Here is a 19,910-nt window from a genome sequence, read left to right on the forward strand (position 1 = left end):
GATGACCACGATGACTGAAGAGACACCCGCACCTGAACCCAGCCGCGCCCGAGCCCTTCTGTCGACTGCCGATTTCCGCCTGCTTCGTACCGCCCTGACCGCGTATGCCCGCAGTTGCGACGATCGGGAAGAACTGGCGAAGATCAACGCGCTGCACCACAGGCTCGGCAGCTACACCTGACAGGATCTCCTGGGGAGGAGAGACGGCCGTCGGGGATCCCCCGTCTCCGGCGGCCGTCAATTAATCCTCAACCATCCACGGTTTCGAGGCCTTCAGCCTTGATGCGCTAGTGCACCGAGCATGGTTCGCAAGGCACCGACCGCATCAACCGGCGCGCAGATGTACCGCCACTTCGCCGTGCTTACGCTCGCGGTGACGGCAGCGGTCGGCGTGTTTGCCGATGGCGAAAACCGCAAGGCGGCCGCCAGCGAATTGAAGCCTGTCGCTACTCGCTCATCTCCTCACGCCGGCCCGACAGAGCTTGCCCGCAAAAGTGTTCAGCCGCACGCCGCTTTCGCGGTGACAGACACCTTCGACCGCAGCTTCGGTGAGCCGATGGATAGGGCGGGATCTTCTGCGCAGCCGGGCGCACTCGAAAGCGACTTCGCGAACGGGACGGCGGGGGCAGCGCCTGCTTCGTTCAACGCTTACGGCGTTTCCGCAGCGGTGTGGGCGCGCATGACCGATGAGCAGAGAAGAGACCTGATCGCCCGCTACGAAGCTGCGCGTGATCAATCAGGACAACCTGAGCGCGCCGAGCAGATCGACGGGCTAATGGCGGCTTCGCGTGCTCGTTCGGGCGAGGCGACAACCTCCGACTAAGTCTCTGGCGCAACGGCGGGCGCGGCCCGCCCGCTGGTACTCCATGCAGCGAGGGTTTCACCTGAGGCACCATTCTCGATGGCTACTTCGTCGATGATGGTGCTGATCAGGCAGACCGGGCGCTGCCGCCCATCGGCGGCCTGGCGGCAGGCGATGGGCGTCGCACCGGTCCCGCGCGCAAGCCTGCCGCTGATCCGCAGGCGGAACCCTTTCGAAGCGTCAAGTTCCTCCGGCGGCACCCGCAGTACGGCTTCGTAGGCGGTGCCGTCACGGCGACCGCGTCGAGGCCCGTCCGTTAGGAAGACCTGGCCGATCGCCAGCGTCGGTTCGGGTACCGTGCCGGGCGCTTGAGGTTCCGCCGGGGATTCCTGTGGTTCGTCATCTTGCGCCGGTGTGACAGCCGGTGCTGGACATGCCTCGTTCGAAGTCCACGGTTGCTCTATCCAGAACCCCTCGATCGCCTCGACCCGGAGGGCGCTTTCGCCCAACCACCAGGCGCCGCCTGACCATTGAACGGGCGCGATGACGAAGCGGAGCGTCTCGTCCTCGCTGTCATAGAGCCAACGCATTGGTACTTCGGCATCGGGCTCCGCCGGACCTTCGCATCCGAACGGAAGACGCAGTTCAAAGCGCCGCCCGCCAGAATCGACCAACTCCTCACCGGGCGCGCGGCGACTGGTAAACGCATCGGCCGCTTCTGCCGCCAGTGAAATCAGATCCGCTCGTCCAAGAATGCCGGCCGGTGTTGGTGACGGATCTGGCTTTGGTGATGCGACAGGTGCGGGCGAGAGTGCTTCCGGAGCGCTTCCCCGCCCGAGCAGGAACCCTGCGCCGCCTACCAGGACCACGGCGGCCAGCGCGCCCGCAAGAACTAGACGGCTGGCGCGTGGGCTTGGCTCTTGCATGGTCAGTTGATAGGCAAAACCGGAGGCAGACTCCAGACCCGGTACAAAGCTGGGGCGATCTTCCTGCAGGAAAGGCGTGCATGTCCAGCTATCGACCCGCCGCCCTGGCTTGGCGCCATAAGTGAACGTCGACGAGATCCTCACCCTCGTGGTGCTCGCGGCAGTGGTCGCGGCATTGATCTGGGACGTCGTTCGACCGGATGTGGTAGCCCTAAGCGGCGCCGCGGTTCTGCTCATGACGGGCGTCGTCCGCCCGATCGAAGTTCAGGGCGCGTTCGCCAGTCCGGCCATTATCGCTCTCGCCTCGCTATTCGTGATCGCTTATGCGCTGGAACTGTCGGGCTTGCTGGACCGGGCGATCGCGGCCGGGGTCAAGCTGTGCAAGCGCGCGGGGGCCGCGGGCATATGGATGCTCCTTTCGGCGATCGGGGTCGTCTCCTGCTTTCTCAACAGCACTCCGATCGTGGTACTCGGCGCGCCCGTGATCCGCGACGTGGCAAAGGCGCTCAAGCTTTCGCCGAAGCGATACCTCATGCCGTTGTCGTATATCTCGGTGCTGACCGGATGTTGCACGCTCATCGGCACCTCGACCAATCTGCTCGTCGACGACATGGCGAGTATTGCCGGCCAGCCACGCTTCGGAATTTTCGAGATCACCCCGGTGGGAGTGCCGATGGCAATCATCGGCGGGCTCTACCTGTTTCTTTTCAGCGGCCGGCTGCTGAGAAAGTCGATCAACGAAGACGGCGCGGAGGAGGAAAAGGAGGAAGATACGCGACGCGGTCTCGCCAACCTTGCCGCCGCCGGGACTGACGACGTGCACGTGCAAGTCGGGCATGCTGAACTGTTTGCCGAGCCCCGCCCGTTCCAGCCGATCAACGCCGCGATCGCCTCGGCCATCTTCCTTGGCGCGATTGCCGCCGCGGCCTTGAATATCGCTCCCATCGCGGCGAGCGCCTTTGCCGGCGCCGTCCTGCTGATCCTGCTCAAGGTCATTACCCCCGACGAAGCGTATGGCGGGCTCAAACCGGACATCCTGATCCTGATCGCCGGCATGGTCGTGATTGGGATTGCGATGGAAGAAAGTGGATTGGCCGATGCCGCCACCCGGATTCTCATCGGATCGACCGACGAGATCAGCCCGCTTGCGGCGCTGATCGTGCTTTATCTCGTGACGATGATCCTGACCGAACTTCTGTCCAATGCGACCGTGGCGGTGCTGGTCACGCCGATCGCGGTCGCGCTCGCGGAAAGCCTTGGCGTCAGTCCTCGCCCGTTCCTGGTCGCAGTGATGATGGCCGGAAGCGCCGCCTTCGCGACGCCGTTCGGCTATCAGACGAACGTCATCGTCTATCAAATGGCGGGTTATCGCTACACCGATTTCCTGCGCGTCGGCCTGCCCCTGAACGCAATCACCGGAATAGTGGCGATCGTCGCCATCCACTTCGCCTTCCCGTTCTAGGCGGGTCGGCAATCAGGTCTGGTGCCCCCGGCCGGAGTCGAACCGGCACTCCTTGCGGAACTCGATTTTGAGTCGAGCGCGTCTACCAATTCCACCACGGGGGCACAGGCGGAGCGCGGCTTAGCCGCCGCAAGCGCGCGCGGCAAGCCGCCGTCAGTTCTTGAGCGCGCCAGCGAGGTTCTTGTGCAGCTTGGAATGCAGGCCGTCATTCGCGGCCAGGACCTGACGGTCGCACACCGGCAACGAGCGCCCCCGGTAATCGGTCACGAACCCGCCTGCTTCGCGCACCAACAGGCAGCCTGCCGCTGTGTCCCATGCGGCAAGATCGCTCTCCCAAAAACCGTCGAAACGTCCGGCGGCGACCCATGCCAGATCGAGGGATGCGGCACCGAAGCGCCTGATGCCGGCCACTTGCGGGCCGATGGCCGCCAGCACGCGCGTCCATTCCCCAAAGTCGCCATGCCCGCCATAAGGTATGCCGGTGGCGACGAGAGCATCCGCCATGTTCTTCCTGCTCGACACTCTCAGCCGCTTGTCCTGCAGCCAGGCGCCACGGGTCTTTTCCGCCCAGAAGGTCTCGTCAGTGATCGGCTGATAGACCACGCCGGCAATCACTTCGCCCCAGCCCGAGCCATCCGGCTTGGGTTCCTGCGCGGCGATCGAGATCGCAAAATGCGGGATGCCGTGAAGGAAGTTGCTGGTGCCGTCGAGCGGATCGACCACCCAGCGCGGCATCCCGGGCTTGCCGTCGATCGTGCCGCCTTCTTCCAGTTCGAACCCCCAGTCGGGCCGCGCGTGGAGCAGCTCGTCGTAGATCGTCCGTTCGGAAATCTGATCGGCCTTCGACACGAAATCGGCCGGTCCCTTGCGGCTGACCTGGAGGTGCTCGACCTCGCCGAAATCGCGCCGCAGTTTTCCGCCCGCTTTGCGCGCGGCTTTCTCCATCACACGGATCAGGCCCGAAATCGCCGCCATGATGTGTTAACCAGCCTTGCCGACGTAAGTCCGCTCATAGACGTCGACCACGATCCGCGTGCCGCTGCCGATATGCGGCGGCACCATCACGCGCACGCCATTGTCGAGGATCGCAGGCTTGTAGCTCGAGGACGCCGTCTGCCCCTTAACCACCGCATCAGCTTCGACGATAGTGGCTTCGATCTGGCTGGGCAGCGCGACCGAGATCGGCTTCTCATCCCACAGTTCCAGATCGACTTCCATGCCGTCCTGCAGGAACGCTGCTGCCTCTCCCACCAGGTCGGCGGGCAGAGTGATCTGTTCGTACGAATCCTTGTCCATGAACACCAGCATCTCGCCATCGGCGTAGAGATACTGATACGCCTTCTGGTCCAGGCGCACGCGCTCGATCGTGTCGGCGCTGCGGAAACGGACGTTGGTTTTGCGGCCGTCCTGCAGGTTCTTCATCTCGACCTGCATGTACGCCCCCCCCTTGCCGGGCTGGGTGTGCTGGATCTTGGCCACCTTCCAGATCCCGCCGTCGTATTCAAGGATGTTACCGGGACGAATGTCCACGCCGGAGATTTTCATCGCTAAAGAGCCTCTTGGAGTAATTGGCCGCGCGGGTGAGCCCCCGGGGGCGCGGCACCATGCCTGCGCGCCTTAGCGGCTCGGTCAGCAACCGGCAAGGCAGGTGGCGGCAACAGCTGGTGCATGCTACGAATGCCCCTGATGACGAGCCACTTTTTCGCTGTACTGCTGCTCGCGACCGCGGGTTTCGGAACCGCCGCCCACGAAGGCAAGCTCGGCACCCTGCCGCACGGCCGCTATGTCTGCGAGCTTCCGGGCGATGCGGCGGGGCTGGCATCGCGACCGGTCGACAAGGCCTGGTTTGAAATCACCAATGCGTCGACCTACGTGGCTGAAACCGGCAAGGGCACCTATCTACTGTCCGGCGACGACGTGGTGTTCACCCGCGGCCCCATGCGGGGTGCCCGGTTTGAACGGGTCAGTCCCAAACGGCTTCAGCGCACGAACCTTGAAGGCGAATTCGCCAAGATGCGCTGCGTGCGCACTGGGTCATCGCGCTAGACCTACTTCCCACCCAGCAAGGGATATGGATTGATGGCGGTGGCCGGCTCCGACCACTTTGATCCCGGGTGCGTCTGCAGCACCGCGAAATGAAGATGCGGCCCTGCCGGATCAGCATTACCGGTGTGCCCTACGCTGCCAAGCCGCTGGCCGGCGGTCACCGTCTGACCTTCGCGCAGTCCCGGCGCATAGTCTCTGAGGTGGGCATAATAGTAGATTGTCCGCTGGTCGAGTGAGCGGACGTAGATCGTCAGTCCGCCGGCTTTCGATGTGAACAGCTTTTCGATCCGTCCCGGCGCGGCGGCGATGATCGGCGTTCCTTCCGCCGCCATGACGTCAATCGCGTCATGCACCCGCGTCCCTCCGCCGCGCGCCTGAGTAAAAGTGTCGGTCAAATCGGCGGCAGTCTTGCCGACTACCGGCACCACGAGCGTTGCGCCGCGTGCCGGAGCCATGACCGATCGACCAGCCAACTGCCGGTCCGATTGCTGCACGCCGCGGGAAGCATTCGCAGCAGACTGGGGCGCCTCTCCTCCGCTCGCGAAATTCGCTTGCTGCATGATCGTCCCACCCGCCACGATCCAGACCGCTGACGTCAGTGTCGCGGTCACCACAATCGTCAGCAGCCGATCGAGCTGGTGCAACATGGCCTATTTCTCGAAAATCACCTGGGTATCGGTGCTTACCATCTGCGCCAGTCGCGCCGCATCCCAGTTGGTGAGTCGCACGCAGCCGTGAGATTCTGCGCGGCCAATGGTCTGCGGCTCGGGCGTGCCGTGGATCCCATAGTGTTCCTTGCTAAGGTCAATCCAGACGACCCCGACCGGACCGTTCGGACCCGGCGGCAAAGTGGCTTTTTCATCCGTCGCCTCGGCATCCCAGAACAGGTCGGGATTGTAGTTGAACGGCGGATTATGGGCGACTGCGTTGATCTTCCATTCGCCGAGCGGAAGCGGGTCGCGGCTCGATCCGGAGGTCACGGTGAACAGCGCAATCAGCTTGCCGCCCTGATCGAACGCTTTCAGCGTGCCCTTGCTCTTGCTCACAACAACCTTTGCGGCCTTCGGCTGATCCGTACCGACACCCAGACTTTGCAGCGTCCGCTGCCACTTGGCATCCTTGACCGAACCCGGAGCGATGCGATCGGCACCGATGTTCGGTACGCGGATCAGCTTTCCTGCGGTAAAGGTCGATGGCAGCGGCGCTAGGTCCGCCGCGCCCGATGCGGTCGCCGATGGGGAGGGAGTTGGCGAGGCGCTGCCGGTCGGCCCGGGCGTTGCCGTGGCTGAAGGGCTAGCTCCCCCGGCTGCCGCTGAATCGGCCATCATGCCTGCGGGCCTTCCGCCCGGGTTCAATGACTTGAGCACGTCAACCGTGGTGTGGAACCGCTCGGCCAGACGTTCATCGAGATTCTGATATCCCAGCCGCTCCAGCTTCGCCTGATCTTCCGGCTCATCGGGGGTGCGCATGTACTGCTCATTCCCCCAGTCCGCCGGAATGCGCACTACCCGCGTTGCAGGGATGGACTGCCACTGACTGAGCTTGGACCTGGTCGCTTCGTCCAGTTCGCCTGTAACCGGCAGGCCGTTGGCTTCCTGGAAACCGTTGAGAGCGTTTTCAGTCGACATGCCCATCTTGCCATCGATCACGCCAGGCCCGAACCCTTGCCGATCAAGCACGACCTGAGCCTGCATCACCGGACGCGCGTCTACGTCAGGGATGTCAGGCACGTCCGAAGCGGCGTCCCCTCCGTCGTGCGAAGCCATCGTGTCGGCCAGGTTCTCGGTGGTCGCATTCACCGCACGGTCGGCCTCTGCCCCGGCATCGTTGTCTCGATCCGTGCCGTTGAAGCCACAGGCGGCAAGCGCGAAAGCTGAAGCGGCGGCGATGAAAGAGCGCATGGAAAATCCTGTGTCTGCGGGGCGCGACCCACCCCTTCCCCGGAACAATCGATAACGATAACCAATGACCGCCGGTTCGTTTCCTGCGGGACTGGGAGCGTTCAGCACAATCTCCCTCTGCGAGGAGGGTTGCAGACGTTAAGAGCGGATTCGTCCCGCCCCTGCCATTTAGTCGTTGGCCTCTGCGATGGCGCGCTCGAATGCACGGACGTTGGCTTCCTCGTCGCCAGTCCACACCGCGGCTGAAACAGCCAGAAAGTCCGCGCCCGCCTTCACCAGCGGACCACAGTTGTCAGGCGTGATTCCGCCGATCGCCACGCACGGAATCTCGACCATCTGCTGCCACCATTCCAGGACTGCCAACTCAGGCCGGTGCTCGCTGGCCTTGGTCGTGCTGGGGAAGAAGCTGCCGAACGCGACGTAGTCCGCGCCCGCTTCGCCCGCTTCCAGCGCCAAATGGCGACTGGCGTGGCAGGTCACCCCGATCTGGGAGTCTCGCCCGAGTTGTTCGCGCGCATCTCGCACATCGCCGTCCGCTTGGCCCAGATGCACCCCGTCGGCACTCAGGCGCTTGGCGAGCCCGATGTCGTCGTTCACGATGAAAGCGCATTCATGCGCCGCGCAGATGGCCTGGAGCGGCGCCGCCAGCGCTGCGGCCGCGTGCTGATCAATGGCCTTCACCCGAAACTGGAACGCCGCCACGTGGCCGGCGGCCAGCGCCCGTTCAAGCCGGGCCGGAAAGTCACCCGTCACGTCCAGCGGCGAAATGAGGTAAAGGTGACAGTGCGATACGGCATGGGTGTTCGGTTGGCTTGGCGCGCTCACAATTCGATACCTCCAGGTGCCAGTCCGCATCTGCGCCGGCTGGATGACAGCGTAATTGCGGGCTGTTCGGTCGCGGGAAGCGCGCCGTCAAGCACCGCGCAGCGTTTGCCCAAGGCGGGGCCTTTCGTTGCTGTGCGGGGTTCGCAGCGAGATACGGCTCGCCAGGATCGCCGCGTGACGTTCAGTCCTGCGAAAGTACCGGGCGGGATATCACGCCGGCATGATGAAAATCCCCGCGCTCGTGCTGGCCCTGGCCCCGCTTTCGGTGACCGCTTGTGCGGTGGTGCCGCCCGCCGACAGCACCCCGCCTCAGCCCGCCGGTTACGCGGTGCCCATCGGCCAGCCGGTGCAGGTGGGCGATCTGATCCTCACGCCGAGGAAGCTGGTGGAGGACAGCCGCTGCCCGATGAATGCCCGCTGCGTATGGGCCGGCCGGGTGGTCGTGAAGACGACCATTGCCGGCGCCGGATGGGCGGATACCGCCGATCTGACTCTGGGAGAGCCGTACGGCACGCACGGCAAGGTCATCGCGCTGGTTTCGGTCCGGCCGGAAAAGATGGCCGGCACCGAAACGCAGCCGATGGAGTACCGGTTCGTCTACGAACCGCGCTAGCCTGTCTGCTAGCGGACCGAGGCGAGGTGGATCTGGTCGATCGCCGAACCGAGGGTGGCGTCGAATTCCTCGTCGCTCTGCTGGTGGCGCAGGTCCTGCAGCAAGCCCCGGCTGAAGCTGGCAATCATGCCCTGATTCTCTGCTAGCTTGGCGCACGCTTCTTCCGTTGAATACCCGCCCGAAAGCGCGACCACGCGCAGCACCTTGGGGTGGTTGATCAGCGGCTGGTAGAGATTGGCTTCCACCGGGATCGACAGCTTGAGCATTACCTGCTGGCCTTCGGGCAGCGCGTCGAGTTCGCGGCTTATCGCCTGCAATAGCACCCTCTCACCCTCAGCCCGGTCGCTTGCCTTGATGTCGTATTCGGGCTCGAGGATCGGCATCAACCCAGCGGCGACGATGCGCTTCCCTTCCTCGAACTGCTGGCGAACGATTCGCTCGATGCCGCTGGCCTGGTTCGACTTGATCACGCTGCGCATCTTGGTGCCGAACACGCCCTTGTCGCGCGCGCGGCCAAGCAGGCTTTCCAGTTCCGGCATCGGCTTCATAAGCTGCACACCATCGGCCTCGTCCTCCAGGCCCTTGTCGACCTTCAGAAACGGCACCACGCCGCGCTCGGCAAGCCGTTCGGGCACCGGCTTGCCGCCGCTCATGCCGTCCATGGTTTTTTCGAACAGGATCGCGCCGATCACCTTGCCGCCGCCGAAGCAGGGGCTTTCGATGATCCGCTCCCGCATCGCGTGGATCAGGCCGAACATCTCGTCCTCGTCGGACCAAGCGCCGTCCTCGATGCCGTAGCCGGTCAGCGCCTTCGGTGTGGAACCGCCGGACTGGTCGAGTGCGGCGATGAAGCCTTCACCTGTGGCGATGCGGCGGGTCATGTCATCGGTATTCATTGCGTGTCCCTGTCTTGTCGAATGCTAGCTGCGTTTGCCAACCTTGCGGATGATCCCGGTGAAGGTGAATACCGGTTTGCCGTCGGCGGTGATGGTGCCGCGCACGAAAATCGTCTTGCCGCCGGCCCGCACAACCTCTCCGCGCGCTTCCATCCACTGGCCCACGCGCGATGGGTCGAGGAACTCCGAGGTCATGCTCAGCGTGACAGCGAAATTGTCCCGCAATTCGTTGTGCGCGATCGAGAACAGCGCGAAATCGGCAAAGGTCATCAGGCAGCCGCCGTGCATGAACCCGCCGCCGTTCATGTGCTTCTGCTCAGCCCGGAAAGCGCAGACGGCCTGGCCGTTCTCGTCGTTGCGGAAATAGAACGGTCCCGCGCGGGTTTCGAACGCGTCGTGCGGCCAGTTCATCCATCCGGCGAATTCGCCCTCGGTAACCTCGATCGGCCCGTGCGACGTTTGCGCCTTTTCCTCGCTCATTGCTCCAGCGCCTTCACGCCCGGCAGTTCGCGCCCTTCCATCCACTCCAGGAACGCGCCACCGGCGGTGGAAACGTAGGTAAAATCCGCCGCCGCGCCCGCGTGATTCAGCGCGGCCACCGTATCGCCGCCACCTGCCACAGATACCAGGCTGCCGTCCTGCGTCAGGGCGGCAGCGATGCGGGCCAGCGACACGGTCGCGGCATCGAACGGAGCGGTCTCGAACGCGCCGAGCGGTCCATTCCAGACCAGCGTGCGGCAGGTCTTGAGAACGTCAGCCAGCGCCTCGACCGCAGCCGGACCCACGTCGAGGATCATTTCGTCGGCCGCGACCTCGTGAACGTTGCAGATCCGCATGGACGGCGGATTGGCGGCGAATTCCTTCGCGACCACCACGTCGTATGGCAGATGCACCGTGCAGCCGGCATGATCGGCACGGTCGAGGATCGCGTTCACCGTCGGCGCCAGTTCGTGCTCGCACAGGCTCTTGCCCACATCGACCCCGCGTGCGGCGAGGAAGGTGTTGGCCATGCCGCCGCCGATGATCAGGTGCTGCACGCGGCCCACCAGGTTTTCCAGCACGGCCAGCTTGCTCGAAACCTTCGCCCCGCCAACTACCGCGGCGACGGGCGCCTCCGGATTGCCGAGCGCCGCGTCGAGCGCCTTCAGTTCCTTCTCCATCGCGCGCCCGGCATAGGCCGGCAGCAGATGCGCCAGCCCTTCGGTCGAGGCGTGCGCCCGGTGCGCGGCGGAAAAGGCGTCGTTCACGTAAAAGTCGCCGTTCGCCGCGATAGCTCGGGCGAATTCGGGATCGTTGCCCTCTTCGCCCGGCCAGAACCGGACGTTGTCGAGCAACCCGATGTCGCCGGGTCGCAAGATCCCGATCGATTGTTCGACCACCGGTCCCGACAATTCCGAGATGAACATGACCTCGCGGCCCAGCACGCGTTCGAGGTCGCCCTGCACGACGCTGGTGCTCATCGTCGAATAGCGCTCACCTTTCGGGCGTCCGAAATGCGCCAGCAGCAAGACCTTGGCGCCGGCGTCCGCCAGTTCGAGGATCGTCGGCGCGCTCGCCTCAACCCGGGTGAGGTCGCTCGCCCGGCCTTCGTTCATCGGCAGGTTGAGGTCTACGCGTACCAGAGCAACCTTGCCGGAGAGATCATCCGGCAGGTCGTCGAGCGCCTTGAAGCTGGCCATGTCCAGCCGCCTCAGATGAACTTCGCCATGACCCCGGCGGTGTCGATCATCCGATTGGAGAAACCCCACTCGTTGTCGTACCAGCTCACGACCCGCGCCAGCTTGCCTTCAAGCACGGCCGTTTCCAGCGAATCGACCGTAGAAGACGCCGGGTAGTGGTTGAAATCGCTCGAAACCAGCGGCTGATCAGTGAAGTCGAGCACGCCCTTCATCGGCCCATCCGCGGCAGCCTTCAGCGCCTCGTTGATCTCTTCCCTTGTGGTGTCACGCCCCGGCGTGAACACCAGGTCAATCAGCGACACGTTCGGCGTCGGCACGCGGACGCTCGAGCCATCGAGCTTGCCTTTCAGCTCTGGCAGAACCAGACCGACCGCGCGCGCGGCGCCGGTGGTCGTGGGGATCATGTTCATCGCCCCCGCCCGCGCCCGGCGCAAGTCAGAGTGGATCTGATCCAGCATGCGCTGGTCGTTGGTGTAGCTGTGGATCGTCGTCATGAACCCGCGTTCGATGCCGATCGCGTCGTTCAACACCTTGGCAACGGGCGCCAGGCAGTTCGTGGTGCAGCTTGCGTTCGATACGATGACGTCATCTGCGGTGAGCGTGTCCTGGTTCACCCCGAACACGATCGTCTTCGAAACGCCGGTTGCCGGCGCGGAGATCAACACGCGCTTGGCGCCGGCTGACAGATGCGGCCGGCTCGCTTCGTCCGACTGGAAAAAGCCTGTGCATTCAAGCACCAGGTCGACGCCGTTGGCACCATGCGGCAGGTTACCGGGATCACGCTCCGCAGTCACCTTGATGTGCCGGCCGTTCACGACGAGATCGTTGCCATCAGTCTCGACCGTGCCGGGGAAACGCCCGTGGGTGCTGTCGAACCCGAACAACAGCGCATTCGACTTGGTGTCGGCCAGGTCATTGATCGAAACCAGTTCCAGATCGTGATCGGTGCGCTCCAGGATGGCGCGCGCCACCAGCCGTCCAATGCGTCCGAACCCGTTGATCGCAACCTTGGTCGCCATGTGAAAAGCTCCTGCTAAATACTTAGTTTTGTTTTGATTTGTGGCACGATCGCTTCGGCAGTGAGGCCAAACTTCGCGTAGAGATCTTCTGCCGGCGCAGACGCTCCGAAGCGGTTGAGACCGATCTTCAGGCCATTTGCCATGGTGTACCGGTCCCACCCGAGCGTCGCGCCAGCCTCGATCGACACGCGCAGCAACTGCTCGGGCGGCAGGTTCGGCAGCAGATCGGACTTGTACGCCTCGTCCTGCGCCTCGAACAGCTCCATGCACGGCATCGAGACTACGTCGGCGCCGATGCCCTCTGCCTCAAGCGCGTCGGCGGTGGCGACAGCCACTTCCACTTCGGAGCCGGTCGCGATCAGGATGACCTTGCGCGCCGCTCGCGCCGCGCGGAGCCGATAGGCACCCCTGGCGGACAGCATGCCGCCTTCCTCGCGAAGCTGGGGCAGGTTCTGGCGACTCAGCGCGAGCACCGATGGCGTGTTCGGGGTCGACAGTGCGAGTGCCCAGCACTCGGCGGTTTCCACCACGTCACACGGGCGGAACACGTTCAGGTTCGGAATCAGCCGCAGGCTCATCAACTGCTCGATGGGCTGGTGCGTCGGCCCGTCCTCGCCAAGTCCTATCGAATCGTGGGTAAACACGTAGATCGCGCGGGTCTGCTGCAAGGCGCTCAACCGCACGGCGTTGCGGCAATAGTCGCTGAAGATCAGGAAGGTCCCACCGTAGGGGATCACCCCGCCGTGCAGCGCCATCCCGTTCATCGCACAGGCCATGCCAAATTCGCGAATGCCGTAATACAGGTACCGGCCAGCGTAATCGTCTGCGGTAAGCGGCGTGGTGGCCTTGGTCTTAGTGTTATTCGAACCCGTCAGGTCCGCCGATCCGCCAATCATCGCCGGTACGTCGACCGTCAGCACTTCGAGCGCCATCTCGCTGGCCTTGCGGGTTGCCACCTTTTTCGGTTCCGCCAGAAGGCCCGCGATGAAGCCGTCAAGACCGGTCGCCGGCATCTCGCCCGCCATGCGCGCGGCGAATTCGGCCGCCTTGCTCGACTGATCTAGCCGCCCCTGCCACTCGTGGTGCGCTGCCGCCCCCCGCGCGCCAACAGCGCGCCAGTCCGCCAGGATGGCATCGGGAATAACGAACGGCGCGTCGGTCCAGACCAGGTGTTCGCGCGCGGCGGCCACTTCAGCGTCACCCAGCGCCGCGCCGTGCACGCCGCTGGTGCCCTGCTTCGTGGGCGCGCCCTTGCCAATGATCGTACGGCATTCGACCAGCACCGGCGAGGCATCGTGAGCCTTCGCTTCGGCAAGCGCGCGGTCGATGTCGGCGAAATCGTGCCCGTCGCACTCGATCACGTGCCAGCCCGAGGCGCGATAGCGGGCGGGGATGTCCTCGCACGTAGACAGGTCGGTCGACCCATCGATGGTGATGCGGTTCGAATCCCACAGCACCTTTAGCCGGCCAAGCCGCAGGTGACCGGCAAGCCCGATGGCTTCGTGATTGACGCCCTCCATCAGGCACCCGTCGCCAGCCACCACCCAGGTGTTATGGTCGACCAACGCATCGCCGTAGCCAGCGTTGAGGTGCCGCTCGGCCACGGCCATGCCCACCGCCATCGCCAGCCCCTGTCCCAACGGACCGGTAGTGCACTCGATTCCGGGGATCAGAAAGTTTTCCGGATGTCCGGCGCACACGCTGCCCAGTTGGCGAAAGTTGCGGATGTCGTCGATCGTCGGCGAGGCGTAGCCCGATAAATACAGCAGGCTGTAGATCAGCATCGAACCATGGCCCGCGCTCAGCACGAAACGGTCGCGGTCCGCCCAGTCGGGCGCAGCAGGATCGAACTTGAGGTACTTGGACCAGAGCACCGTGGCGACATCGGCCATGCCCATCGGCATCCCGGGGTGTCCGGAGTTCGCGGCCTGTACCGCATCCATCGACAAGGCCCGAATGGCGTTGGCCATCGGCGCCAGTCGGGCGGCGGCCGATTGCTCGGGCTCTGGCGTCATCCGGGAAGTCTCCAGCTAAGCGCGATTCGAGCGCGCGCGGACCCCTTCGCGGAGGCACCGCGTCAGGTCAAGGCGGGCGCCGTCCCGGCGGCCTCCGAAGCGACCGAAAGACAGTTATCAACAGGTTGCGGTAAGGCTTTGCATGGCCGTGGAAAACGCGATAATTCGCGGCATGATGACGGGCGACAAGACTGAAGCAGCCGTGCAGCGGATCGAGCATGCGCTCGCCCGGATCGCCCATGCCGCGGACCGCGCGCGCGATCCGTCACCCGCCAAGCCGCCGTCGGTCACCGCGCTGGTTGAACGTCACGAAAGTCTGCGGGAAACGGTCGCGCAGGCGCTCGGCGATCTCGACGCTCTGCTGGGGGAGCTTGAAGGGTGAGCGAGGTCGCGCTGTCAATCGGAGGACGGACCTACCGGGTCGCCTGCGCAGCCGGTGAAGAGGACCGGGTGACGCGCCTTGGAAGCGCGATCAGCGACAAGCTGGCCTCGATGGGTCGCCTTACCGGCAACGATGCGCAGAACCTTCTGTTCGCCGCTCTTCTGCTGGCGGATGAAGTGCACGAAGGCCGTGACACCGTCACGCGCGCGGAGAGCGATATCGCGGCGGCCAAGGCGCAGGCGGGCTCAGCCGTTGGCGAGATCGAGGAACTGAAGGCCACCCTCGCCAATCGCGAGGCGGAGTTCGAGCGGTTGCAGGTGGCGGAGCATAACCGTGCGCACGAGCTTGAAGCGGCACAGGACAGGCTGGCCGAATTGAGCGAGCGGTTGGCGGAACGCGAGATCAACGAACGCGCGCTCCACGATCGGATCGAGGCGCTGGAGGCGCAGAGGGAAGAGCTGGCAGCCCTTCCAGTGAGCGACGGCCCCCGCTCGAATGAGGACGAAGATCTCGCGCCGGCGCTTGAAAGGCTGGCAGAAATGCTCGAGCAAACGGCGGATAAGCTTGAGGGCGGCTCGCAGGCACCCTAGATAAGTGGCGGCGGGACTGCCCGGCACGAGCCGCAACATTATCCCTGGGCTATAAGCAATCCTAGGGGGCTGTCCCTACCTTGGCGACCGGGTTTGTCCCGGGGACCGGGGCACATGGTCCCCACCTGACCTACGGCGTCAGAGGATACTGGGGCAACGACCCATGGTGGTTCCGCCACTCCACAACCGAAGAGGCGACTTGCCGTGACCGAGACCAAAGCCGCCTTGCGCAAGACCTTGCGCGCAGAGCGTCGCCGGCATGTCGCCGCCTTGCCCGATGCGACCCGCGCGCTGTTGTTCCGCGTGCCGCCAGCTCCCCTTTTGACACTTATTCCCGAACGAGCGACCGTGGGTCTCTACCACGCGACCGCCAACGAGGCGCCTGCGGCCGCCTACGCCCGCTTCTTCCACGAGCGTGGCCACCCCATCGCCCTTCCCCGCTTTAGCGATCACGCCGCGGTGATGGAGTTTGCGGCCTTTGCCGATCCCTTTGGAGAAGACGGCCTGGAGACAGGACCGTACGGCCTCAAGCAACCGGACCCGAATGCAGAGGTGATGGTCCCGGATGTCCTGATCGTGCCGGTGGTCGGATTCAGCGCCGAAGGTCATCGGCTCGGCCAAGGCGGCGGGCATTACGATCGCTGGTTGGCCGCCCATCCGCATGCCATCGCAATCGGGCTGGCGTGGGATACCCAGTTGATCGACACAATGCCGCACGAGCCGCACGATCGTTCACTGGCGGCAGTCGTTACCCCCACGCGCCTTTACGGACCCTTTGCATGAGAACCGAACCCACCGCGCGCATCCCACTCGGTATCCTGGCACTGCTCGCCGCGCTGAGTGTCTACGCGCTGGTGGTGGCGCGCTACGTGCCCGACCTGATCGGCGCGTGGCCGACGCTGGGACAGGCGGCGGTTTACCTGGTGCTGGGGATCGTCTGGCTGCTGCCGCTCAAGCGCTTTATGGTCTGGATGGAGACCGGCAGCTTCCGCCTGCCGAAGCAGAACTGACGCCGCTATCGCTAAGCGAAAAATTCCCAAGTGGCGCGAGTGACGGGGCTCGAACCCGCGACCTCCGGCGTGACAGGCCGGCACTCTAACCAACTGAGCTACACCCGCGCATCTGGGGTTCGCACCGCTTGGGAGCCGCGCCACTAAGGGGTCGAAACTGGGCTGTCAACCGCGCGTCGGGCTGCTTTGTGCATGCATCGCGATGCACGAAAAATTAACCACGCCGCGCCATTCCTCACCTGCCTCGCGTGCGGGGCTTGGGGGGAAGTGAAACATGCGAATGGGACTGGTTGCAGGAGCCGTGCTGTGCCTGATGGCAGGCGGGGTGAGTGCCGCGAACGGGGTCGGCATTGAACGGTCGGTGTACGTGGAGCGGAGCCGACAGGGCACCCGGGCCCTAGAGCCGGCGACCACCCTGCGCAAAGGCGACAAGGTCGTGTTGGTGCTCGCCTGGCGCGCGGCTGCCGCGCGCGGCTTCACATTGGAAAGCGCGGTGCCCCGTCCACTCGCATTTCAACGCGCCGGCAATGAGGAGGTGGAGGTTTCCATCGACCAAGGGCGTAACTGGGGACAGCTGGAGGACTTGCGGATCGGCAGCAGGCTGGCTTCTGCTGAAGACGTGACGCACCTGCGGCTCCGCGTCCCGCCTTCCGCTCCGGCAGGGCGAATTACCTACAGCGCGATCGTCCGCTGACTTAGCACTTTTCGTACTTCCAGTTGCGCTTCTTGCCCTCGGCCAGCCACTCGATCGCTTGCGCGATTCGGCTGGAACGGGTTTCCGCGCGTTTGGCGCCCACAATCCAGTCCAGATAATCGCGTCGATGCGACGGTGCGAACCCGTCGAAAGTGACCTTCGCTGCGGGACTTGCCGCAAGCGCCGCGGCAAGATCGTCGGGCACCGTAATCTCCGGCCTGGTCGCCCTGGAGCGTGGGCGTCCGGCGCTGCCGTGCGTCGTGATCCGCTCCGCCGCCGATGCCAGGTGATCGCGCAACTCCGCCTCGGGAGGCAGGTCATCGAGCGAAGCGATCTTGCCGAACTGCCCCATGCCTTCGCCCCGGGCGGGCGCTCCCTGCCGACCGTCGCCGTGGATGACGAACGAACAATGCGCCTTGAAGGCCGCCATTCCGGCGACGTTCTTACCAGCCAGCGTGAAGTGCGGCATGCCCCACTTGATCGTCTCCTCAGCGCCGGGCAGCACCTCGTGCACCACCGCCCGCAACCGGGTCAGGATCGGCCGCGCGAAGGGCGCAGCGTTAACGATGTAGGCGTCGATGCGCGGATCGATCTTCATGCTGCATCTCCTGTCGAGAGAGCAGCATAGATCGATCAGCTTGCCAGCAAAAGCGCAGGCGTCTCGATCAGCCGCTTGACCGCTTGAACGAAGCTCGCCGCATCCCAGCCGTCGACCACTCGGTGATCGCACGAAATGGAGATGTTCATCAGCTTGCGCTTCTCGATCCTTTCGCCGCCCATGCCATCGGGCACGAACATCGGCCGTTCGACGATCCGGTTGGGTCCGATGATCGCCACTTCGGGCCGGTTGATGACCGGGGTGGTCGCGACACCGCCCAGGGGCCCGAGAGATGTCACCGTCAGGGTTGAGCCGCTGAGCTCGATCGACTTGGCCGAACCGTCGCGCGCTGCTTCTGCCAGCCGCCGGATTTCAGTCGCCAGTTGCCACAGATTGCGGGCCTGCGCGTCGCGGATCACCGGCACCATCAGCCCGCCATCAGTCTGGGTCGCCATGCCGAGATGGACTGCGCCGTGGCGGGTCACCACGCCGGCTTCGTCATCGAAGCGGGCGTTGATCATCGGATAGTCGGGCAGCGTCTTGCAAATCGCCGCGATCAGCAGCGGCAGCATCGTCAGCTTCGGCTTTTCCCCGCGCGCGGCGTTGAGCTGCTCGCGCAGGCGCTCCAGCTCGGTCACATCGCACTCTTCCACGTAGGTAAAGTGGGGGATGTTGCGCTTGGCCGCCGCCATGTTCTCCGCGATCCGCCGGCGCAGGCCAATGACCTTGACCGTCTCGTCCGCCCGGGTCTTGCCGCTCGGCGCATGTCCGCTCGCCCCGCCGTACGACAGAAACGCGTCGAGATCGGAGTGACGGATGCGCCCCTCCTCGCTGGGACGCACTTCGCCAAGATCGACGCCCAGGTCTTTCGCGCGCTGGCGCACCGCCGGGGTTGCCAGAACCTTTGCCCGACCGGACGAGGGCGACTGCGTTTGCGCAGGACTCTTGCTGGCGGGCGAGGCAGCGCTGTCCGAAACGGCAGGTCCGGTCGCAGCGTCCGGGCGAGCCGTGTCGGTCTCGGGTGCTGAAGCCGGCCGAGTGTCGCGCGCGATGGCGGCGTCCGCATCGCCCGCGTCCGAATTCTCGGCCGCGATCCGCTGTTCCATCTCTGGCGCCTTGGGTGCCGGAGCCTCAGCCGGCGAACCCGCCGTCTGCGGCGCTCCGCCCGCGTAGGCATTGCCTGCGCCCTCGGTCTCGATCACGACCAGCATCGATCCGATCGCGATGACGTCGCCGGCTTCGCCCGCGACCTCGACCACGGTGCCCGATACCGGACTTTCCATCTCGACCGTCGCCTTGTCGGTCATCATGTCGGCGATCTGCTGATCTTCCTGAACGACGTCGCCCGGCTTGACGTGCATCGCCACGATCTCGGCTTCGGCGATGCCTTCGCCGATGTCGGGGAGGTTGAAGGTGTACCGGCCCATCTTAAGCTTCCAGTATCTTGTCGAGCGCTTCGCCGATGCGAACCGGTCCAGGGAAATAGGCCCACTCGAGGCTGTGGGGATAAGGGGTGTCGAACCCGGTCACGCGTTCGACCGGAGCTTCGAGATGATAGAAACAACGTTCCTGCACCAGGGCGCTGAGTTCCGCGCCAAACCCGCTGGTGCGGGTCGCCTCGTGCACGATCAGGCAGCGGCCGGTCTTCTCGACCGATGCTTCGATGGCCTCGATATCGAGCGGGACCAGCGAGCGCAGGTCGATGATCTCGGCATCGACGCCCTTCTCGCGGCACACGGCTTCGGTGACGTGGACCATCGTCCCATAGGTCAGCACCGTCAGCGCCTCGCCCTCGCGAACCGTCCGCGCCTTGCCGAGCGGGATGCGATAATATCCTTCGGGCACCTGACTATCAGGGTGGTTCTTCCAGGGCTCGACCGGCTTGTCGTAGTAGCCGCTGAACGGTCCGTTGTAGATGCGCTTGGGTTCAAAGAAGATCACCGGATCGTTGTCTTCGATCGCGGCGATCAGCAGCCCCTTTGCGTCATGCGGCGTGCTGGGAATCACGGTCTTGAGGCCCGCGACGTGCGTGAACAGCGACTCCGGGCTCTGGCTGTGAGTCTGGCCACCGAAGATGCCGCCGCCGAATGGCGAGCGCACCGTCATGGGCGCGATGAACTCGCCCGCCGAGCGATATCGCAGCCGCGCCGCTTCGCTGATCAGCTGGTCGATCCCGGGATAGATGTAATCGGCGAACTGGATTTCGGGCACGGGGCGCAGGCCGTACGCGCCCATGCCGACTGCCGCGCCGATGATCCCACATTCCGAAATCGGCGTATCGAACACCCGGTTCTTGCCGTGCTTTTCCTGCAGGCCAGCGGTGGCGCGGAACACCCCGCCGAAATATCCCACGTCCTCACCCATGATCACGACCATCGGGTCGCGGTGGAGCATGATATCGAGCGCGTCGTTGATCGCCTCGATCATGTTGAGGTTGCGCGACGGCGCGTCG

The 19,910-nt window shown here is 64.7% G+C and carries 24 protein-coding genes, 2 tRNA genes and 1 other RNA gene; 11 read left to right on the forward strand and 16 right to left on the reverse strand.

The genetic code is table 11. The features are described from left to right. Window positions 1-10 precede the first annotated feature (10 nt). Together E0504_RS50295 and E0504_RS09305 are read left to right on the forward strand one after the other, a co-directional pair. Complete coding sequence (locus tag E0504_RS50295) at window positions 11-181, forward strand: hypothetical protein (protein ID WP_165938454.1); 171 nt, start codon at window positions 11-13, stop codon at window positions 179-181. A 120-nt stretch (window positions 182-301) separates the two neighbouring features. Further along, window positions 302-823 (forward strand): hypothetical protein, encoded by a 522-nt coding sequence (locus tag E0504_RS09305; protein ID WP_131623337.1) that lies wholly within the window; start codon window positions 302-304, stop codon window positions 821-823. Here the strand turns inward: E0504_RS09305 and E0504_RS09310 are convergent. Beyond that, a complete protein-coding gene (locus E0504_RS09310; RefSeq protein ID WP_131623339.1) occupies window positions 820-1,872 on the reverse strand; it encodes a hypothetical protein in 1,053 nt (350 codons plus the stop codon). The genes E0504_RS09305 and E0504_RS09310 overlap by 4 nt on opposite strands. Between E0504_RS09310 and E0504_RS09315 the strand changes: the two genes are divergently transcribed. Continuing rightward, on the forward strand, window positions 1,850-3,190 hold the full coding sequence (locus tag E0504_RS09315; RefSeq protein WP_131623341.1) for an SLC13 family permease: 1,341 nt from the start codon (window positions 1,850-1,852) through the stop codon (window positions 3,188-3,190). The genes E0504_RS09310 and E0504_RS09315 overlap by 23 nt on opposite strands. Before the next feature lie 19 nt (window positions 3,191-3,209). On the opposite strand, the gene E0504_RS09320 is transcribed toward E0504_RS09315, so the two are convergent. The 3 genes from E0504_RS09320 to efp form a co-directional block, all read right to left on the reverse strand. Next, window positions 3,210-3,294: transfer RNA gene (locus E0504_RS09320), tRNA-Leu, on the reverse strand. Window positions 3,295-3,343: 49 nt separating this feature from the next. Next, window positions 3,344-4,165, reverse strand: a complete 822-nt coding sequence (locus E0504_RS09325) for an inositol monophosphatase family protein (protein ID WP_131623343.1) — start codon at window positions 4,163-4,165, stop codon at window positions 3,344-3,346. Window positions 4,166-4,171: 6 nt separating this feature from the next. Next, entirely contained in the window at window positions 4,172-4,735 is a 564-nt protein-coding gene (gene efp, locus E0504_RS09330; RefSeq protein WP_131623345.1) for an elongation factor P, read from the reverse strand. A gap of 141 nt (window positions 4,736-4,876) precedes the next feature. On the opposite strand from efp, the gene E0504_RS09335 reads away from it, so the two are divergent. After that, window positions 4,877-5,236, forward strand: a complete 360-nt coding sequence (locus E0504_RS09335; RefSeq protein ID WP_131623347.1) for an elongation factor P — start codon at window positions 4,877-4,879, stop codon at window positions 5,234-5,236. Window positions 5,237-5,238: 2 nt separating this feature from the next. On the opposite strand, the gene E0504_RS53415 is transcribed toward E0504_RS09335, so the two are convergent. The 3 genes from E0504_RS53415 to thiE form a co-directional block, all read right to left on the reverse strand. Next, window positions 5,239-5,883, reverse strand: a complete 645-nt coding sequence (locus E0504_RS53415; RefSeq protein ID WP_207912405.1) for a M23 family metallopeptidase — start codon at window positions 5,881-5,883, stop codon at window positions 5,239-5,241. Between the two features lie 3 nt (window positions 5,884-5,886). Further along, on the reverse strand, window positions 5,887-7,137 hold the full coding sequence (locus E0504_RS09345) for a L,D-transpeptidase family protein (RefSeq protein WP_165938455.1): 1,251 nt from the start codon (window positions 7,135-7,137) through the stop codon (window positions 5,887-5,889). Window positions 7,138-7,305: 168 nt separating this feature from the next. Then, window positions 7,306-7,962: a thiamine phosphate synthase gene (gene thiE / locus E0504_RS09350; protein ID WP_207912406.1), complete on the reverse strand. Its 657-nt coding sequence runs from the start codon at window positions 7,960-7,962 to the stop codon at window positions 7,306-7,308. 220 nt (window positions 7,963-8,182) lie between these two features. On the opposite strand from thiE, the gene E0504_RS09355 reads away from it, so the two are divergent. Continuing rightward, complete coding sequence (locus E0504_RS09355) at window positions 8,183-8,575, forward strand: hypothetical protein (RefSeq protein ID WP_131623351.1); 393 nt, start codon at window positions 8,183-8,185, stop codon at window positions 8,573-8,575. Between the two features lie 8 nt (window positions 8,576-8,583). Here the strand turns inward: E0504_RS09355 and E0504_RS09360 are convergent, their stop codons facing one another. From E0504_RS09360 to tkt, 5 genes are read right to left on the reverse strand one after another with little or no spacing between them, the layout of a single operon-like run. Continuing rightward, window positions 8,584-9,471 carry a fructose bisphosphate aldolase gene (locus tag E0504_RS09360; protein WP_131623353.1) on the reverse strand — a complete coding sequence of 296 codons (888 nt, stop codon included), beginning with the start codon at window positions 9,469-9,471 and terminating at the stop codon, window positions 8,584-8,586. Window positions 9,472-9,495: 24 nt separating this feature from the next. Beyond that, on the reverse strand, window positions 9,496-9,951 hold the full coding sequence (locus E0504_RS09365; RefSeq protein ID WP_131623355.1) for a PaaI family thioesterase: 456 nt from the start codon (window positions 9,949-9,951) through the stop codon (window positions 9,496-9,498). Further along, the gene (gene pgk, locus E0504_RS09370) at window positions 9,948-11,150 is read right to left on the reverse strand and encodes a phosphoglycerate kinase (RefSeq protein ID WP_131623357.1); all 1,203 of its coding nucleotides are present in this window, start codon (window positions 11,148-11,150) and stop codon (window positions 9,948-9,950) included. Before pgk ends, E0504_RS09365 begins: the two co-directional genes overlap by 4 nt. Before the next feature lie 11 nt (window positions 11,151-11,161). Further along, window positions 11,162-12,169, reverse strand: coding sequence for a type I glyceraldehyde-3-phosphate dehydrogenase (gene gap, locus E0504_RS09375; RefSeq protein ID WP_131623359.1), 1,008 nt, complete (start codon window positions 12,167-12,169; stop codon window positions 11,162-11,164). A 14-nt stretch (window positions 12,170-12,183) separates the two neighbouring features. Continuing rightward, window positions 12,184-14,184, reverse strand: a complete 2,001-nt coding sequence (tkt, locus tag E0504_RS09380) for a transketolase (protein WP_131623361.1) — start codon at window positions 14,182-14,184, stop codon at window positions 12,184-12,186. Window positions 14,185-14,326: 142 nt separating this feature from the next. Here tkt and E0504_RS09385 point away from each other — a divergent pair, with 142 nt between their 5' ends. The 5 genes from E0504_RS09385 to E0504_RS09405 all read left to right on the forward strand — a co-directional run bounded on the left by E0504_RS09385 (window position 14,327) and on the right by E0504_RS09405 (window position 16,166). Continuing rightward, complete coding sequence (locus tag E0504_RS09385; protein WP_207912408.1) at window positions 14,327-14,566, forward strand: hypothetical protein; 240 nt, start codon at window positions 14,327-14,329, stop codon at window positions 14,564-14,566. Continuing rightward, the gene (zapA, locus tag E0504_RS09390; RefSeq protein ID WP_131623363.1) at window positions 14,563-15,156 is read left to right on the forward strand and encodes a cell division protein ZapA; all 594 of its coding nucleotides are present in this window, start codon (window positions 14,563-14,565) and stop codon (window positions 15,154-15,156) included. The genes E0504_RS09385 and zapA overlap by 4 nt, the downstream gene beginning before the upstream one ends. 10 nt (window positions 15,157-15,166) lie before the next feature. Further along, window positions 15,167-15,333: non-coding RNA, 6S RNA (ssrS, locus tag E0504_RS09395), on the forward strand. Window positions 15,334-15,360: 27 nt separating this feature from the next. After that, window positions 15,361-15,939, forward strand: a complete 579-nt coding sequence (locus E0504_RS09400; protein WP_131623365.1) for a 5-formyltetrahydrofolate cyclo-ligase — start codon at window positions 15,361-15,363, stop codon at window positions 15,937-15,939. Beyond that, window positions 15,936-16,166: a DUF2842 domain-containing protein gene (locus E0504_RS09405; protein ID WP_131623367.1), complete on the forward strand. Its 231-nt coding sequence runs from the start codon at window positions 15,936-15,938 to the stop codon at window positions 16,164-16,166. Before E0504_RS09400 ends, E0504_RS09405 begins: the two co-directional genes overlap by 4 nt. 31 nt (window positions 16,167-16,197) lie before the next feature. Here E0504_RS09405 and E0504_RS09410 read toward each other — a convergent pair. Next, a tRNA-Asp gene (locus E0504_RS09410) sits at window positions 16,198-16,274 on the reverse strand. A 172-nt stretch (window positions 16,275-16,446) separates the two neighbouring features. On the opposite strand from E0504_RS09410, the gene E0504_RS09415 reads away from it, so the two are divergent. Further along, window positions 16,447-16,860 (forward strand): hypothetical protein, encoded by a 414-nt coding sequence (locus E0504_RS09415; RefSeq protein WP_207912410.1) that lies wholly within the window; start codon window positions 16,447-16,449, stop codon window positions 16,858-16,860. 1 nt (window position 16,861) lies between these two features. On the opposite strand, the gene E0504_RS09420 is transcribed toward E0504_RS09415, so the two are convergent. From E0504_RS09420 to E0504_RS09430, 3 genes are read right to left on the reverse strand one after another with little or no spacing between them, the layout of a single operon-like run. Next, a complete protein-coding gene (locus E0504_RS09420) occupies window positions 16,862-17,458 on the reverse strand; it encodes a YdeI/OmpD-associated family protein (RefSeq protein ID WP_131623371.1) in 597 nt (198 codons plus the stop codon). A 35-nt stretch (window positions 17,459-17,493) separates the two neighbouring features. Then, window positions 17,494-18,885: a dihydrolipoamide acetyltransferase family protein gene (locus E0504_RS09425; protein WP_131623373.1), complete on the reverse strand. Its 1,392-nt coding sequence runs from the start codon at window positions 18,883-18,885 to the stop codon at window positions 17,494-17,496. Between the two features lies 1 nt (window position 18,886). Further along, a complete protein-coding gene (locus E0504_RS09430) occupies window positions 18,887-19,885 on the reverse strand; it encodes an alpha-ketoacid dehydrogenase subunit beta (protein ID WP_207912459.1) in 999 nt (332 codons plus the stop codon). Window positions 19,886-19,910 lie beyond the last annotated feature (25 nt).

The sequence above is a fragment of the Parafrankia sp. BMG5.11 genome, from assembly GCF_004337455.1.

What these genes read in the sequence shown, in the direction of transcription:
- E0504_RS09420 (WP_131623371.1), bottom strand. Translation starts at nt 17,458, where the DNA reads ATGAAGATCGATCCGCGCATCGACGCCTACATCGTTAACGCTGCGCCC.
- E0504_RS09345 (WP_165938455.1), bottom strand. Translation starts at nt 7,137, where the DNA reads ATGCGCTCTTTCATCGCCGCCGCTTCAGCTTTCGCGCTTGCCGCCTGT.
- E0504_RS09365 (WP_131623355.1), bottom strand. Translation starts at nt 9,951, where the DNA reads ATGAGCGAGGAAAAGGCGCAAACGTCGCACGGGCCGATCGAGGTTACC.
- E0504_RS09325 (WP_131623343.1), bottom strand. Translation starts at nt 4,165, where the DNA reads ATGGCGGCGATTTCGGGCCTGATCCGTGTGATGGAGAAAGCCGCGCGC.
- E0504_RS53415 (WP_207912405.1), bottom strand. Translation starts at nt 5,883, where the DNA reads ATGTTGCACCAGCTCGATCGGCTGCTGACGATTGTGGTGACCGCGACA.
- efp (WP_131623345.1), bottom strand. Translation starts at nt 4,735, where the DNA reads ATGAAAATCTCCGGCGTGGACATTCGTCCCGGTAACATCCTTGAATAC.
- pgk (WP_131623357.1), bottom strand. Translation starts at nt 11,150, where the DNA reads ATGGCCAGCTTCAAGGCGCTCGACGACCTGCCGGATGATCTCTCCGGC.
- E0504_RS09430 (WP_207912459.1), bottom strand. Translation starts at nt 19,885, where the DNA reads ATGATCGAGGCGATCAACGACGCGCTCGATATCATGCTCCACCGCGAC.
- tkt (WP_131623361.1), bottom strand. Translation starts at nt 14,184, where the DNA reads ATGACGCCAGAGCCCGAGCAATCGGCCGCCGCCCGACTGGCGCCGATG.
- E0504_RS09385 (WP_207912408.1), top strand. Translation starts at nt 14,327, where the DNA reads ATGGCCGTGGAAAACGCGATAATTCGCGGCATGATGACGGGCGACAAG.
- E0504_RS09405 (WP_131623367.1), top strand. Translation starts at nt 15,936, where the DNA reads ATGAGAACCGAACCCACCGCGCGCATCCCACTCGGTATCCTGGCACTG.
- gap (WP_131623359.1), bottom strand. Translation starts at nt 12,169, where the DNA reads ATGGCGACCAAGGTTGCGATCAACGGGTTCGGACGCATTGGACGGCTG.
- E0504_RS09415 (WP_207912410.1), top strand. Translation starts at nt 16,447, where the DNA reads ATGGGACTGGTTGCAGGAGCCGTGCTGTGCCTGATGGCAGGCGGGGTG.
- E0504_RS09360 (WP_131623353.1), bottom strand. Translation starts at nt 9,471, where the DNA reads ATGAATACCGATGACATGACCCGCCGCATCGCCACAGGTGAAGGCTTC.
- E0504_RS09425 (WP_131623373.1), bottom strand. Translation starts at nt 18,885, where the DNA reads ATGGGCCGGTACACCTTCAACCTCCCCGACATCGGCGAAGGCATCGCC.
- E0504_RS09355 (WP_131623351.1), top strand. Translation starts at nt 8,183, where the DNA reads ATGATGAAAATCCCCGCGCTCGTGCTGGCCCTGGCCCCGCTTTCGGTG.
- E0504_RS09335 (WP_131623347.1), top strand. Translation starts at nt 4,877, where the DNA reads ATGACGAGCCACTTTTTCGCTGTACTGCTGCTCGCGACCGCGGGTTTC.
- E0504_RS09305 (WP_131623337.1), top strand. Translation starts at nt 302, where the DNA reads ATGGTTCGCAAGGCACCGACCGCATCAACCGGCGCGCAGATGTACCGC.
- E0504_RS50295 (WP_165938454.1), top strand. Translation starts at nt 11, where the DNA reads ATGACTGAAGAGACACCCGCACCTGAACCCAGCCGCGCCCGAGCCCTT.